General features: G+C 60.6%; 12 protein-coding genes. 11 read left to right on the top strand and 1 reads right to left on the bottom strand.

Annotated elements, in window-relative coordinates:
• The first annotated feature begins 14 nt into the window (after positions 1-14).
• From K1X75_02580 to K1X75_02625, 10 genes are all read left to right on the top strand, one after another.
• Positions 15-2,540 (top strand): chemotaxis protein CheW, encoded by a 2,526-nt coding sequence (locus tag K1X75_02580; protein ID MBX7056924.1) that lies wholly within the window; start codon positions 15-17, stop codon positions 2,538-2,540.
• Positions 2,537-3,019 (top strand): chemotaxis protein CheW, encoded by a 483-nt coding sequence (locus tag K1X75_02585; protein ID MBX7056925.1) that lies wholly within the window; start codon positions 2,537-2,539, stop codon positions 3,017-3,019. The genes K1X75_02580 and K1X75_02585 overlap by 4 nt, the downstream gene beginning before the upstream one ends.
• Positions 3,016-4,119 (top strand): chemotaxis-specific protein-glutamate methyltransferase CheB, encoded by a 1,104-nt coding sequence (cheB, locus tag K1X75_02590; GenBank protein MBX7056926.1) that lies wholly within the window; start codon positions 3,016-3,018, stop codon positions 4,117-4,119. Before K1X75_02585 ends, cheB begins: the two co-directional genes overlap by 4 nt.
• The gene (locus K1X75_02595) at positions 4,116-4,943 is read left to right on the top strand and encodes a hypothetical protein (GenBank protein MBX7056927.1); all 828 of its coding nucleotides are present in this window, start codon (positions 4,116-4,118) and stop codon (positions 4,941-4,943) included. Before cheB ends, K1X75_02595 begins: the two co-directional genes overlap by 4 nt.
• Positions 4,944-4,988: 45 nt before the next feature.
• Positions 4,989-5,387, top strand: coding sequence for a response regulator (locus K1X75_02600; protein MBX7056928.1), 399 nt, complete (start codon positions 4,989-4,991; stop codon positions 5,385-5,387).
• Between the two features lies 1 nt (position 5,388).
• The gene (locus K1X75_02605; protein MBX7056929.1) at positions 5,389-6,735 is read left to right on the top strand and encodes a hypothetical protein; all 1,347 of its coding nucleotides are present in this window, start codon (positions 5,389-5,391) and stop codon (positions 6,733-6,735) included.
• A 67-nt stretch (positions 6,736-6,802) separates the two neighbouring features.
• A complete protein-coding gene (locus K1X75_02610) occupies positions 6,803-7,783 on the top strand; it encodes a hypothetical protein (protein MBX7056930.1) in 981 nt (326 codons plus the stop codon).
• 68 nt (positions 7,784-7,851) lie between these two features.
• Positions 7,852-8,985 carry a hypothetical protein gene (locus K1X75_02615; protein ID MBX7056931.1) on the top strand — a complete coding sequence of 378 codons (1,134 nt, stop codon included), beginning with the start codon at positions 7,852-7,854 and terminating at the stop codon, positions 8,983-8,985.
• 42 nt (positions 8,986-9,027) lie between these two features.
• On the top strand, positions 9,028-10,647 hold the full coding sequence (locus K1X75_02620; GenBank protein ID MBX7056932.1) for a serine hydrolase: 1,620 nt from the start codon (positions 9,028-9,030) through the stop codon (positions 10,645-10,647).
• Positions 10,647-12,008, top strand: a complete 1,362-nt coding sequence (locus K1X75_02625; protein ID MBX7056933.1) for an NAD(P)/FAD-dependent oxidoreductase — start codon at positions 10,647-10,649, stop codon at positions 12,006-12,008. The genes K1X75_02620 and K1X75_02625 overlap by 1 nt, the downstream gene beginning before the upstream one ends.
• A 3-nt stretch (positions 12,009-12,011) precedes the next feature.
• On the opposite strand, the gene K1X75_02630 is transcribed toward K1X75_02625, so the two are convergent.
• Positions 12,012-13,160, bottom strand: a complete 1,149-nt coding sequence (locus tag K1X75_02630; protein MBX7056934.1) for an acyltransferase — start codon at positions 13,158-13,160, stop codon at positions 12,012-12,014.
• Positions 13,161-13,330: 170 nt separating this feature from the next.
• Here K1X75_02630 and typA point away from each other — a divergent pair, with 170 nt between their 5' ends.
• Positions 13,331-15,160, top strand: a complete 1,830-nt coding sequence (gene typA / locus K1X75_02635) for a translational GTPase TypA (GenBank protein MBX7056935.1) — start codon at positions 13,331-13,333, stop codon at positions 15,158-15,160.
• Position 15,161: the final 1 nt, after the last annotated feature.

A 15,161-nucleotide genomic window follows, 5' to 3' on the forward strand; every position in this document is an offset into this window, starting at 1 on the left:
AGGCCGCTGTCAACATGGCGGAACTGGCCTCGACCTTCCGCCGCGAGACGCTGGAGATCCTGCAGCGCGCCGAGGAGGCGATCCTGTCGCTGGAGGGCGGCGAATCGGCGGAAAGCATTCGCGAAATCTTTCGTATTGTACATACGGTCAAGGGTAACGCCGGCCTCTTCGAGCTGCCGGAGCTGGTTTCTGCGGCGCATCACCTGGAAGACGCATTGGCAGCGCTGCGTAAACATCCGCAGAGTTGCACTCCAGCCTGGATCGATGCGATGCTACAAGGCGTAGATGTGCTGCGAACGCTCTTAACCGAAGCGCCGCCAGATTCAGAGAGCCGGGTTGCGGCGCTGCGCCAGACGCTACAGCATCTGCTGGCCGACGCCGGGGCTGCCGTCGAAGCCTGCGAGACGGAACCTGAAGAAAAGACTGCATCACATAAGAATCGTACGCCTTTGCGCCTCAGCGCGCCTACAGGCGCCATGCTCCGCGCTCGCGAAGAGAACAAGTCTTTGCATCTCTTGCTGTTTGATGCCGTGCAACAACGTCTGGCCAATCTCTCTGATCTGGCAAAAATGTTTGCCGCACTGCGCGATGAGGGGACCTTGCTGGAGGGCGGCGTGTTGTGGGAGCGCGTGCCGGCGTTGAATGGACGCGGCGCCAGCCTGCCCTGTTTCATGTTTCTGCTCAGCGAGGAGGCCCCGGCCTCCATTTGTCGACGCAGCGGCATTCGCGCGGCCCAGCTGAAGACGCTCTTTCGCGCGCAATCCATCCTGGATACAAAGCAAGAGACGCCCGCGGCAGAGTCCAGCGCCAGCGCCGCGGTCGCCACTAAGGTCGAATCGCCAGAAGCAGCGGCTGCAGGTCGCGTTATGCCCGCAACCGAAGCGGAGGGGCAAAAAGCCGACAACCTTCGCGTTTCCCTGGGCCTGATCGATGAGATCATCAATCTTACCGGCGAAACAGTCATTGCCCGCAATGACCTGCTGCAGCGTGTAGAAAAGCACGGAAACCAGGATCTGCTCTCAGCGGCGCGCAAAATCAGCCGCCTGATCACCAGTATGCAAGAGCGCATCATGCGCACGCGCCTGCAGCAGCTGGATCTGGCCTTTCGACGGTTGCCGCGCATTGTTCATGACGCTTGCCGCGCAACCGCCAAGAAAGCGGAACTGGTGATCGAAGGCGGCGAGACCGAGCTGGATAAGACGCTGATCGACGCTATCCTGGATCCGCTGACCCATTGCGTGCGCAATTCCGTGGATCACGGCATCGAAAGTCCGGAGGAACGCCGGCGCGCCGGCAAGCCAGAAGCTGGCCTGATTCGCGTCAGCGCCGCCATGAGCGGCGGCAGCGTGGTCATCACCGTTCGCGACGACGGTCGCGGCCTTGATCTGGAAGCGATTCGCGCTACTGCGGTTCGTCGCGGGGTGATGAGCGACGCCGAAGCCCGCGCCGCCGATGAGGAGCGCTTGCGCGAATGCCTGTTCATGCCCGGCTTCAGTACGCGCGATTCAGTTTCCGAAACCAGCGGGCGCGGCGTCGGTATGGATGTGGTGCGCAGTCGCGTGGAGGCCGCGGGCGGAAGCGTCGAATTGAGCAGCGAGGCCGGACGCGGAATGGAGCTGGCTATCCATCTGCCGCAGACCCTGGCGATCATTACCTGTTTGCTGGTACGACAGGCTGGAACGCGCTTTGCGATTCCGGAAAAGCATATTGAAGAGATGCTTACCTTTGACGATGCGCAGGCGGCCATGGTCCGCGATCGCACTGTTTACAATCTGCGTGGTCGCATGCTGCCCTATGTCGACCTTTCTGAAATTCTCAACGGCGAGGCGGGGGCGCACAGCGGCGGCTACATGGTCGTACTCAAGACCGATCGCGTGCGCTTTGGCTTGCGCGTGGATGAGGTGATCAACCCGGAGGAATTCGTTGTACGCAGATTGTCCGACTATTTCCAGAACATTCGGCTTTACTCCGGCGCCGGCGTGATGGGCGACGGCGAGGCGATATTGATTCTGGATACCGCCGGCATCGCCAGATCGGCGCGCCTGAAATCCAATCTGGCCGAGACCATGGATCGGCGCGAGGATGGAGCAGCAGGCGCCAGCAACCGCAGCTTCCTGCTGTTCCGCGTGGGCGATCAGCGCCTGGCGCTTGACTTTGCCGATTTCCCGCGGCTGCGTCGCCTCGCGCCAGGCGATCTCAAGGAGTTTCTGGGCCGCGAGTCCGTCCTGCAAGATGAGCGCCTGGTGCCGGCGCTGCGTCTGGAGCAGATCCGCGAACTGGGCATCCAGCGCAGCGCCGAAGCCGCCGGACGGTATGCAGTATTTCTGGGCCGCGCCGGCGAGGAGGCCGCGCTCTTGGTCGACGAAGTGATCAATGTGGCGGCGCAGGCAATTGTCTGGGAAGCGGAACGCGCCGGCGCCGGCGTGGTGCGCAATCGCGCCCTGGTGGACGGATACAGCGTGGGACTGCTGGATGCCGCGGCCTTGCTCAAGGCCAGCGTGCGCGCCGGCAAAGTTGAGCGGCAAGAGGCAATTGCATGAAACGATTGGAGGTGCTCAACTTTCGTCATTCGAATCGAATTTACGCCGTCCCGCTGTTGCAGTGTCGCGAAGTCAGCCGCGGTGTGCGCATCAATCAGGTGCCGCGCGCGCCCGGTTATGTGGCCGGCATCGCCAATATTCGCGGCGACGTGGTGACGGTCATCGATGTGACCGCTTTGCTTACGGGCAATGATGAGCGGCGTTACGAAAGCGAGGCAGATGGCCTGATCGTTCTTCGCTCCGCGGAGGCTACGGTGGCATTGCTGGCCGACGAAGCGCTGGACGTCATGTCGGTGGATGAAGCCGAACTGGATACTGCTCCTTCGCAGTTTGAAGAAACCGGCGCCGCCTATCTGGCCGCAGCCTTTCGCTGGAAAGGCGATGTCGCGCTGGTACTGCGGCCAGAAGCCTTGCTGGATGCGCGCAACGCCGTGAATGAACGGGAATCGAGACGGGCGCTGCAAGGCGGCGTCGCATGATTGCGCCTACTGCCGTGCATCCGGTCGGGCAACAGCAGGGCGCCAGAAAGCGCGTGCTGATTGTAGATGATTCGACGCTCTATCGCCAGGCGTTGCGCAGCGTCATCAGCGCCGATCCCGACTACGAAGTCGTCTCGACGGCTGGCAATGGCAAACTGGCCTTGCCGCGACTGCGCTACTATAAGCCAGATTTTGTAATACTTGATCAAGAAATGCCGGAGCTGACTGGCCTGGAGCTGCTCGATATCATTCGCCGCGACTATCCCTCAACCCGCGTGCTGATGTTCAGCGCCCACACGATCGAGGGATCAAAGACTGCCATTGAGGCCTTGCACCGCGGCGCGCACGATTTCATTGCCAAGCCGGAGGGGCTGGTGGCCGGCGCGATTCAGGAATTCGTCGATCGAAAGATCCTGCAACGCCTGCGCGCCCTTTCGCCGACAACGCCCGCTGCTGCCAGCGGCAGGCAGCAGCGCACCTTGCGTCTGGATCACGAGGGCCCTTCGCTTGCAGGCTTTCGGGCTCGGGCTGTCTGCATCGCTGCCTCCACCGGCGGCCCCATTGCGTTGCGCGCCTTGCTGATGGCACTCGACCGGCGGCTGAACGGTCCGATCTTTCTGGTTCAGCACATGCCGCCGCTCTTCACTCGCGAACTGGCGCTGAGCCTGGCTCGCTTCAGCGGGCGTGAGATCGTCGAGGCCGAGCACGGCATGGCGGCGCAGGCGGACGTTTGCTATGTGGCTGCCGGCGGCAAACACATGGTAGTCCGCGACGGCGCCGATGGCCTGACCATAGAACTCAATATGGCGCCGCCGGAACTCAGCTGCCGTCCCTCCGCCAACATTCTGTTCCGTTCGCTGGCCGCAAGTTCGGTTGCTAAGAGTTGCCTGGCAGTTGTCCTGACCGGCATGGGCGAAGATGGCGCCGACGGCGTCGGCGCGCTGGTTGAGGTTGGCGGTCGCTGCATCACCCAGAGCGAGGAAAGTTGCACGGTGTATGGCATGCCGCAAGCGGTCGACGCCGCCGGATGGAGCAGCTTAAGCGCCAGGCCAGAGGATCTGGGAAAGAAGATTGTCGAACTGATGGGCGGCGAGCCATGAATTCGGCGCAGGAAAAACTGGCGGCGGCCATTGCTACAGCCAGCGGGCTGCAACTGGGGCCGGACAAGACCTACCTGCTGGATGCGCGACTGGCCTCGGTGATGCGCGAGTTTTCTGTAGCCAGCTACGACCAGGCCGTGCTGGATTTTGAAGCGCGACCGGAATTTCGCGCGCGCGTCGTTGATGCCATTACCACCCATGAGACCAGTTTTTTTCGCGACGAAGCAATCTTCCGGGCGCTCCCCGAGCAAATCCTGCCCGAATTGGCCGCGCACCGTCAGACGCCGGAATCGCAGCTGGAACTTTCGATCTGGTCAGCGGCCTGTGCTACCGGCCAGGAGCCATATTCCATTTTGATGCAGCTGGAAGAGAGCGGCAAATACAACCTCACGGAAATCCAGGTTACCGCCACTGACTGTGCGCACGATACTCTGGAGCGCGCTCGCAACGGGCGATTCACAAAGTTCCAGGTCAGTCGCGGTTTGAGCCCCGCCAGACTGGCGCGGCATTTCGATGCTGAGGGCGACGGCTATCGCATCAAAGCCGGCCTGCGCCAGGGCGTACAATTTCTGGAGCACAATCTGATCAGCGATCCGCCTCCCGGCCGCTTCGATATCGTCTTTTGCCGAAATGTCGTAATCTATTTCAGCGAGCCTTCGCGGATTCGCGCCCTCGATGCTGTGATTCGCAGCATCAAACCGGACGGCGTACTGATCATTGGCGCCTCGGAGACTCTGGCAGGCGCCTTCAAGGGCTATGTCATTCGCCATTTTGGGAAGGTATTCTACTACGAAATGAAGAGTTCAAATATAACGCTGTTTTAGGTCCGCTTTGGCGCAGCGAACAGCCGGGAGATAGTTATGGAAACGATGAAGCAGAGAACAAGCGTCGGGACGGTCAAAAGCAGGGGCAAAGTGCTGGCCGTTGACGATTCGGAAACGATGCGCATGATGGTTCGCCAGACTCTGGAGTATGGCGGATATCAGGCGACCGTAGCGCCGGATGGCGCACAGGCGCTGCAGATCTTCGATCAAGATAACTTCGATCTGGTAATCACAGATATCAACATGCCCGGCATGGATGGCCTGACCCTGGTGCGCGAGTTGCGAAAGCGAAATCAGGACGTCCCGATTCTGACTCTGACCACGGAGTCGGAGGAAGCGCTCAAACGTCAGGGCGCGGAGGCCGGCGCCAACGGCTGGATCGTCAAGCCGCTGATCCCGGCGCAGTTGCTTGATCTGCTTGGACAGATTCTGGATCGGAACTGAAATGGACGCGGAGCTCCAGCCAACGGCGGTCATCTTTCATCCGGACCCCGAGCGGGCGGAGCGCTATCGCCTGCTCTTACAGGAGAATGGCTTTGTGGCGATGGCCAGCGCGTCGCGCGGCGCAACCCTCGAACGAATCGCACTTTACTCTCCTTCCATAGTCATCACGGAGATGGTAACGGAGGACATTCCGCCGCAGGAGTGGTTACGCGCCATCCGTTCGCAAAGCGATGCGGCGGTCATCATTGTGACCCGTCAGGAGGAGCGGCGCACCGGACTCGATCGACGCCTGGGAGCGATCTTCGAATACCTGGAAGACAATTGCTCAGCGGAGGCCTTGATTGGCGCCGCCAAGCGCGCGACGGAATTCTACCGCACGATGCGCAAATCCATCAACTATGCCCGCGAGAGTCGTAAGCGCATGCTGGCCCAGCTGGAATGGCTGATCTGGAAACAAAACCAGCGCGTGGCCGAAAAACGCGAGAACGGACTGCATATCATCCACAGTATCAAGCACTCGCTTACACAGGGTATTGGCCTGGGCTCGATGATTACACAGGTGCACTTCCTGCACATGCTTGCTCGCGATAATGCCGTCATCGGCGAACAACTGGCGCCGCTGCTGGAGTCGGCATCCTTTCTTACACGCTGGCTGGAGAACCTGGATTGCGTACAGTCCTTGCTTGGCGAGCGACACCAGCCTGGCGTCATTGCGCCGGACGACTTCGAAGCATGCGTGCGGCGCAGCGTGCAGGCGATCAGCGAGTTAGCGCTGATTGGCGGCCACAGCATCGAAATGCAGGGCCTGCGACCGGCCTTTGCAGTACAGGGCGCAGAACGGGCAATCGAGGTGGCCCTCAGCGAGCTCATGCTCAATGCCATGAAATTCAGTCCGCCTGGTTCAACGATCCACATCGCCGGCCACCGCATGGGCAACTCCTTTGGCCTTCTGGTATTGAGCGATGTGATCGACGGAACGAAGAGCGGCATTCCGCCGGATCTCGAGCAGGTAATCTTTGAACCCTTCACCAAACTGAGCAGCGTTTTTGACGAGCGCTATGCCAATCGACTGCCAGGTTTGGGACTTGGGCTTGGCCTCGGACTCAATCTGGTACAAAATGCTCTGGCCCAGGTGGGCGCGCGCGCTCAGGTCTACCAGGTTTCCGATCACTCGCAAAGCTCTGCGCCGGTTCAGCGCGTGGTTGCCGAAATTCTGAGTCCTTTTGTCAGCCAGTCCAGCAACGGACAGCTGAATGCCGAGTATTCGGGAACATCTGCAGCCCCATCGCCTAAGGCGGCGCCGCAACATGCTCGCCTGGAACGAGCCGCGGCCCTCCGTCAGAGCTGAAATGCAGTCTGTCGCCGGCTATTTTTGAAGAGCCGGCTGTTGCCGATACTGCAGCCATAGGCTGACGATGCTTCGATTCCATGGCAAGGCGCAGGCTGCCGCCGTTCTATTGCTCACTCTGGCTGCCCTCAGCGCCTGGCGTCTATCTGCACAGAGCCCGGGGCCCGCTGCGCCGGCGCCCAATGCACCGTCGGCGGATACGCTTTTCGTAGAGAGCGAGCCCGCGCCGCCGTCCGGTGGCGGCGCGCTGCCGGTGCAGGAAATGGTCGCTCGGGCCGATAGTTCGCTGAGCGCCGCACCCGGCCTCTACAGCGGTGCGCTCAGCCTGGTCCTGAAAGATGGGCGCAGCGCCCAGTGGGATTTTGTGCTCTATCGTCGGCTGCAGGATGGCATCGCCGAGATGAGCTATCATTTCTCCAGTCGCAGACGCGGACTGGAAGCGAAGATCCTCTACCTGGAAAACGGCGAGGAGGTCTGGCTCTGGGATGCTCGTCGACGTCTGCTGGCTCGCAAGCGCGACTTCGAAAAATATGAAAGCGTGCTTGGTTCTGGCTTTGCTTACGTTGATTTGAGCGGCTATCCGCTACAGGACAACTATAGCGGGCGTGATGCGGTCGCCTTCCGCCCGGCCAATCCCTCCGAGTTGCGCCAGCAAATCGAGGCGGCGGATCGCGCCCGTCAGCAGGCGGGGCTCAATGAGCCGCCGCGCGCCCCGGGCGAACTCAGCCTCAGCCGCCTGACGATCACGCCCATTTTCGAAAGCCGCTACCGCCGCCTGGTATTGATTGTTGATCCAGCCCGCAATTTTCGACCGCTGCGCACCGACTACTTCAATCTCGACAATATATTGTTCAAGACGATCCAGTACTACTATGACAGCAGCATCCTCAATCGAGCCACTGCTCGAGCAGAGCTGACCGAGATGCCCTGTATGCTTGAGTCGCTGGATCTGGACCAGGGCGCCATTTCGCGCCTGGAGTTCTATACGTTCGACTCGCGTGTTTCGCCGGCCGACGCCCTCTTCGATCCAGAGTTTCTCAACCGCTAGCCGACCGCGTCGAAAGCTCAATCGCGCTTGCCCGGTCCGCGCGTCAGCGCCTTGTGGTCGAGCCGCTTATGTTGCTGGATGACGCCATCCGATTGTTTCTCGATAGCATCGGTCGAAACGAGGAATACGAGTTTTATCTGCGTAAGTTCCGCTCCGATCGCTCGGCCTGCTTTGCTTTGCTGGCGCCGGACCTGGAGACCTGTCGCGAGGACGCGCAGAATCTGGCTTTTGCAATTGAATTCCTGCTTCGTCTGGACCTGACGCCGGCGCTGTTGCTCAGCGGACCGCGCTGCGAGGAGATGCGCGCCGCGCTGCTCGATGCTTCCCTGCCAACCATCAAGCTGAAGCCTTCAAAGCGGGCGCAGCGACTGGACGCCGGCTTTCGGCTGCGCCTGGGCGCCGTTATCGATCGCGCGCGGCAAAAGAAGCGCGCGCTGCTGATTGTCTGGCCGCAGGAGCACCTCAGCGCCGCTCTGCAACGTTTGTCCGGCGAGCTGACGCCGCGCATTCATCTGGTGCGCATGCGCGGCGCCTTGAAGGATGAAGATGGCCGCAAGGCGCTCTATGTGCGTCCCGATTCGGTTAGCGATCTGGATCGGCTGGATCAGCCGCTCGCTGAGCTTGCCCTGCGGCTGCTGCAGGCAGCGCCAACTTTGCATCTCTCGGTCACCGCCCCCTTTAACCTGCTCAAGGAGATTTTTACGGTAAAGGGCGCAGGCACGCTGGTGCGGACCGGCAGTCGAATTCTGGAATTCACTCCGACTGGCGATCTTGATCAGCCGCGGCTGCGGGCCTTGCTGGAGCAGAGCTTTGGCCGCAATCTGGTCCGTGACGATTTTCTGGCGGCGGCCCATTGCATATTCTTAGAAGAAAACTATCAGGGTGCGGCGGTCGTGGAACTCAGTCCCTGGGGTCCTTACCTTAGCAAATTTGCCGTTGGCGTGCAGGCTCGCGGTCTTGGCGTCGCTCAGGAACTCTGGGAGAGCCTGATTGCGCGTTTTCCAAAGCTCTTCTGGCGCTCGCGCAGCGCCAACTCGATCAATCGCTGGTATGCCCGCGTCGCCGAGGGCGCCTATCGCGCTGGCCGCTGGACCATTTTCTGGCGTGGCCTGTCACTGGATGATCTACCGCAAATCATTCGCTATTGCCTGGAACGCGATGAGGACTTCCGGCCGGCGGCGCCCGCTGAAACGGAGCAATAAACGGTCGCCCTGGCGCCGTCGCCTGCGCACCCGGTCAATGCCATGAGTCCAGCACAGCTGCCGTTTTGCCGGCGCAGATTTGTGACGGCCCTTTGCGCCGGGCTTTGCCTGCTGTCCGGCGCCAGAATCGAGGCCCAAACAATCTCCGCTCCGTCCGACTGGATGCAGCGCGCCACGCCACTGATTCAATCGGTACTGCAGCGCCGCCATGTGGCCGGAATGCAGCTGGCCTTCTTTGACCATCGCGGAATCGTCGATCGCTCTTTTGGCTTCAGTGATGTGGACGGCAGTCTGGCATTGAACGAGCAGATGCAATTTGCTGCCGGCGAGTTGGTCCGCCCCATTGTCGCCCTGGCGGCGCTGGAGGAACTGCAGCGTGGCGCGAAAGAGCGGCCGGCCGATCTGTTGCGCAGGCCTCTTGAAGAAATCCCGGATCTTCCGCGTTTTGTCGGCGAGGGCGCCGCCGCCGTTACCTTTGCGTCTTTGTTCAATTACAGCAGCGGTTTACCCCCCTCCAGAGCTGGCTTGATCTTTCCTGCTTCTTCCGCCGATGATCGTCGGCCGCTTGCTGAACGCCTGCAACTTGCCTCGCTGCCACAAACGCGCATCGCCTGGGGTCCCGAAGGTTTTGCCTGGCTTGGCGAATGGCTGCGGCTGCGTCAGTCGCTGCCCTCCGCTGCATTGGCCCTGCAACGCTTCGCTCGTTTGCGCCGCGGTGAGGATTTCTGTTTTGAACGAAACGGCTGCCGCCATCCGCTGGTCAGCGGACTGGAATTTGAAGGAAGACGATTTTTCCAGACGCCACAGCCCGAGTATCAGGATGGCGCAGCCTGGCAGTTTTACACCAGCGCCAGGGCGTACGCCTCCTTTCTTCAGTCTCTGTTGCTGGCGGCGCGTCGCCAGCCAGACGGTCCGGAAGCGACGCTGCTTGCTGCGCGCTTCAGTTACGATCCGCTGCTAGGCGGAGCGGCGGCTGGAATGCGCTACATGAGGCCGGCTTATGCCGTCGCCGGCGATCAGCCGGCGGATCCGCAACGTGCTGTGGCATTGCGCGCCGAGCAGGACATCGTCTATGTCGCCGAACATCGCCAGCCCGGCTACTGTGCTCTGGCTTTTGTCGACGCACAGGGTCGCGGGGCTGTAGCCCTGGCCAATGCCGATGATCCCGATGCGCTGCGCGAAGTTGTCCGCTATCTCTGGCGTCGGCTGGGCATTCTGCAGGCGCCGCCGGAGGCGGCCAGCGTGCCGGAAAGTTCGCGGGCCTTGAACGGACTCTACTGGCCTCGCGATACGCTGCCGCCGGGGCGAAAGCTATGGCGGTTCTTGAACGAGATTCGGGTGCAGCGCGACCGCCAGGGATTGGAGTTTGCCAGCGTCTTTCAGAAGAATACGGCGGCGCATTTGCAGTGGCTTGGCCTCGGAGACCTTTATATAGCGCGCGGCGAGGCGGATATGGAGGGCTGGCGGGCCCTGGTCCGACGCGACGCCGCCGGCGATGTCATAGGCATTGATACCGACCTGGTGCGTTATGAGCGACGCTGGCCGCTGTTCTCCGCCTGGTCGATCATCATTGGCGTCGGCCTTGTGCCGGTGTTACCGATCCTATTTCTCATCGTCTACTTTGTATTCCGTAAAAAAGCGCCAGGCAAGGGAGCAGCATAATGGATAGCAACAAACGAGTGTTGATCGTCGGCGGCGGCTTTGCCGGCATCAATGCCGCACGCAATCTGGGCAATCTGAAGGGAGTACATGTGACGATCATTGATCGACGCAACCACCATCTCTTTCAGCCCTTGCTCTACCAGGTGGCCATGGCGGCGCTCAGTCCCGCGGACATTGCGACGCCGATACGCGCCGTGCTTTCCGGTTGCCGCAACGTCGATGTACTGCTTGGCAATGTTACCGGGATAGACTTGCAACGTCGTATTGCACGCACCAGCTTTGCGGATATCCCTTACGACTATTTGATTCTGGCCTGCGGCGCCAACCAGAGCTATTTTGGACATTCGGAGTGGGAGGAGTCGGCGCCAGGATTGAAGTCGCTGGAAGAAGCGACGGAGATTCGTCGCCGAATGTTGATCGCCTATGAACTGGCGGAACGCGAACGAAATCCAGCCGTCCAGAAGGAGTACCTCACCTTCATCATCGTCGGCGGTGGTCCTACCGGCGTCGAGCTGGCCGGCGCCATCGGCGAGATTTCACGCTATACGATTACGCGCGATTTTCGTCACGTCGATCCGCGGCAGACGCGCGTTATCTTGATCGAAGGCGGCCCGCGCATTCTGCCCACTTTCGATCCCGAGCTGTCGGCGCGCGCCAGACGCGGTCTGGAAAAACTGGGCGTAACCGTCTGGACCGGCAGCGTGGTCAGCGATGTGCGGCCGGACGGAGTGCGCGTCGGCAAGGAGTTCGTCAATGCCCGCACCGTGCTGTGGGCGGCGGGCGTTGCGCCGGCGGAAATCAATCAAGGCCTCAAGCTCGAACTCGATCGCGCCGGTCGCATCATGGTCGAAGCGGACCTCTCAGTGAAAGGACATCCAGAGGTATTTGTGCTTGGCGATCAGTGCAATTTCAGTCACGGTCTGGAACGACCGCTGCCCGGCCTGGCGCCCGTAGCCATCCAGATGGGTCGTTTCAGCGCGCGTCAGATTGCCGCCGATCTCAAGGGCAAACCCAGAAAGAACTTTCACTATGTGGACAAAGGAACGATGGCCACAATCGGACGCGCCGATGCCGTGGTCAGCGCCGGCCCGCTGAAGTTGAGCGGCTTTCTGGCCTGGCTTGGCTGGCTTTTTGTACACATCTTCTTTTTGATTGGCTTTCGCAATCGGGTCTCGGTTTTTTTGCAGTGGGCCTACTCCTATCTGTCGCTTTCGCGCGGCGCCCGCCTGATAACCAGTCGCCACTGGCGTTCGGATAAGCGCTTTGATCTGGCGCAGCGCTACGCTGAAATTTTTGAAGAGAAGATGGCCGAGATCCGCGGCAGCGGAGGCTTACGCAAGAGCGGCAGCCGAAAAAAGTAAGCGCTAACCGCCAATCTTTCGAATGGCTGGCGACATTGTGGAGGCCGGCGCCAGCTGTCGGTCGCCTTCGCCAAACAGCGCGCCAGACAGAGGATGGAGCGAGGCCAGCCAGTTCAGCGCCAGTCCTGCACCCCAGGACAGGCCCAGTACGAGCGGAATCTGGATTTTGTATTCCAGATCCTGCAGCGCCAGAATGATGAAGGGGTGAAACAGGTAGACCAGAAAGCTGGAGCGTGACAGACGCTTGAGCAAGGGATGCGAGGCTTGCTGCGGCAGGCTGCGCATCCATTCAATCAACACCAGCGCATAAATTGCAACGCAGATGCGCCAGACGCGGCCCGCGGGATCAGGGTGTTCGCCGGCGTGAACGCCGGTGTAGAAATCAAAAAAGACAACGCAAAAGGCCGCCAACCAGAGCATGCTGCTGATTTGAAAACGTCGGCGACGATCTTCCGAATCGCTTTGACGATTCTCTCCAGCCTGACCGGTCCAGATGCCAAATTGAAAGAAGGGCAGGGCGTAGGCAAAGTAGATCAGCCAGGTTGCAAGGGCGCCGCCGCCGCTGGCGTGCAACATGCCGCTCCATTCGCCAAAGGCGCTATGCAGCTCTTGTGGCGTCACCGAGAGCAGCGGGTGGCGGCCAAGATCGGCAAAGGCCGTAAGCGGATGAATCAACAGGATGGGCGCGGCAAAGAGCGCGGCCTTCCAGGGACGGAAGCTGATGCGCCGCAGCAGCGGATACAGCGCATACAGATAGAGCAGCAGGGCAACAAAGTAGAGATGGTACATGTTGGCCCCGTCCAGCAGTCCGCTGAAAAATCCATGGCGGGACTGCCCCAGAAAAAATCCAATCAGCGAGGCCAGCAAGTAGGGCGGGGCTATGCGCAGCGCCCTGTTCCAATAGAAGGATCGTGTTGAAAACGGCGCGGCGCTATCGCCGCCAAACTGCGGGTGGGCGCCAAAGGCCAGACCGGAAAGAAACAGGAAAAAGAGGACCGAGGGCTTGCCCAGCTGATTGATGGCTGCCACCACCAGCGAAAAGGGGTCCTCCCAGCCGGTGCCGACGTTGGTATAGACATTCCAGGAGGCGTGGTTGTAGACGATGAAGCTGACGGCGACCACGCGCAGCAGGTCTGTGGCATATCGGCTCATGGCGAAGGTGCGCCAGGAAGGCGCGGCGGACCACTTTTTTGCGGCGCCCCAGGGAGAGCCAGCAGAATGCCTGGTCCTGGGACGGCTTATTGTCGCCTGATTGGACTTGCTCTGAGGCGCCGCAAAAAAAGCATGGCCGCGCGTCGCGGTCGCCGCCTCGCAGGACCACCATGCAAATCCGCAACGTTGCCATCATTGCCCACGTCGACCACGGCAAGACCACCCTGGTCGACGGCCTGCTCTCCCAAACCGAATCGATCAAGGAAAAGGAGCGCACGGAGCGCGTCATGGATAGCATGGATCTCGAACGCGAACGCGGGATCACCATCAAGGCCAAGAACGCATCGCTCTTCTTCAAGGAAACGAAGATCAATATTATCGATACCCCCGGCCACGCCGACTTTGGCGGCGAGGTGGAACGCGTTCTTTCCATGGCCGATTGCTCGTTGCTGCTGGTCGACGCCTTCGATGGGCCGATGCCACAAACGCGCTTCGTGCTGGACAAGAGCCTGCGTCTGGGGCACCGCCCGATTCTGGTGGTCAACAAAATCGATCGCGACGGCGCCAATGCGGATCTGGCCGTAGAAAAGGTCTTTGATCTGTTTGACGATCTGGGCGCCACGGCCGAGCAGCATGACTTTCCGGTGATCTATTGTTCTGCACGCCTGGGCTTTGCTTCGCGCGACCTGGCGCGCTGCGGCAAGGAAGATCGCGACCTGTCGCCGCTGCTTGATCTCATTCTTGAGCATGTTCCGCCAGTTGATCTGGATCCTGGCGAGCCCTTGCAGTTTCAGGTGATGAATCTGGACTATGACGACTACGTCGGTCGCCTGGGAATCGGCCGTATCTTCCGCGGCGCCATTCGCTCCGGCATGAACGTCACTCGGATGAGCGGCGGCAAGAATGAGACCTTTCGTGTATCTAAACTGTACGGCTACAATGGAATTCGGCGCGCCGAGACGCAAGAGGCGATCGTCGGCGATATTGTCGCGGTGGCTGGCGCAGAAGATTTGAGCATCGGCGATACCATCTGTGATCCGCAGAAGCTGGAGGCGCGCGCGCCTATCGTGGTCGACGAGCCCACTGTCTCCATGTATTTCCTGGTGAACGATTCGCCCTTTGCCGGACGCGAAGGGCAATTTGTAACCACCCGTCAGTTGCGCGATCGACTGTATCGCGAAACGCTGACCAATGTCGCTTTGCGCGTAAAGGATGATCCGGAGCGACCCGACCGCTTTCAGGTGCAGGGCCGCGGCGATTTGCATCTGTCGGTGCTGGTGGAAACAATGCGCCGCGAGGGCTATGAGCTGCAGGTTTCGCGCCCGGAGGTCATCCTCAAACGTCAGGATGGCAAGACCCTGGAGCCCTTCGAGATTGTGGTGATCGACCTGCCCGAGGACTACAGCGGAATTGTGATCAATGAACTGAATCGTCGTCGCGGCGATATGCAGGGCATGGACACATCGGTGCACGGTACGGTGCGTCTTGAGTACCACGCGCCGACGCGCGCCATGATTGGCTTTCGCAACTTTCTGATCAGCGAAAGCCGAGGCACAGCGGCGATGACCTCGCGCTTCTTGAAATACGCCGACTACGCCGGCGAGATTCCGGGGCGCAAGAATGGCGCCTTGATCTCTATGGAAAACGGATCGGCCGTCCCCTACGCACTGTGGGGCATTCAGGAGCGTGGAACGCTGTTCGTGGAGCCCGGGGAATTGATCTATCCAGGAATGGTGATCGGCGAGTGCGCACGCGACAGCGATATGGAAGTGAATCCCTGCAAAGAAAAGAAGCTGACCAATGTGCGCGCTTCGGGTTCTGATGAGGCAGTGCGCCTGACTCCGCCGCGCAAGATGGGATTGGAGAAGTCCATTGAATTCATCGACGACGATGAACTGGTGGAAGTGACGCCGCAGTCGATTCGCATCCGTAAGAAGTTCCTGGATGCCACCGAACGCAAACGACAGTCCCGTAAGAAGCTCGTCGAAAGCGTATCCTGAG

This window comes from Leptospirales bacterium (genome assembly GCA_019694655.1).
GTDB lineage: Bacteria > Spirochaetota > Leptospiria > Leptospirales > Leptonemataceae > SSF53.

Coding starts and splice junctions, on each gene's coding strand:
- K1X75_02605 (MBX7056929.1), top strand. CDS start 5,389: ATGGACGCGGAGCTCCAGCCAACGGCGGTCATCTTTCATCCGGACCCC.
- K1X75_02610 (MBX7056930.1), top strand. CDS start 6,803: ATGCTTCGATTCCATGGCAAGGCGCAGGCTGCCGCCGTTCTATTGCTC.
- K1X75_02625 (MBX7056933.1), top strand. CDS start 10,647: ATGGATAGCAACAAACGAGTGTTGATCGTCGGCGGCGGCTTTGCCGGC.
- cheB (MBX7056926.1), top strand. CDS start 3,016: ATGATTGCGCCTACTGCCGTGCATCCGGTCGGGCAACAGCAGGGCGCC.
- K1X75_02600 (MBX7056928.1), top strand. CDS start 4,989: ATGAAGCAGAGAACAAGCGTCGGGACGGTCAAAAGCAGGGGCAAAGTG.
- typA (MBX7056935.1), top strand. CDS start 13,331: ATGCAAATCCGCAACGTTGCCATCATTGCCCACGTCGACCACGGCAAG.
- K1X75_02580 (MBX7056924.1), top strand. CDS start 15: ATGGCGGAACTGGCCTCGACCTTCCGCCGCGAGACGCTGGAGATCCTG.
- K1X75_02595 (MBX7056927.1), top strand. CDS start 4,116: ATGAATTCGGCGCAGGAAAAACTGGCGGCGGCCATTGCTACAGCCAGC.
- K1X75_02615 (MBX7056931.1), top strand. CDS start 7,852: ATGTTGCTGGATGACGCCATCCGATTGTTTCTCGATAGCATCGGTCGA.
- K1X75_02620 (MBX7056932.1), top strand. CDS start 9,028: ATGAGTCCAGCACAGCTGCCGTTTTGCCGGCGCAGATTTGTGACGGCC.
- K1X75_02630 (MBX7056934.1), bottom strand. CDS start 13,160: ATGAGCCGATATGCCACAGACCTGCTGCGCGTGGTCGCCGTCAGCTTC.
- K1X75_02585 (MBX7056925.1), top strand. CDS start 2,537: ATGAAACGATTGGAGGTGCTCAACTTTCGTCATTCGAATCGAATTTAC.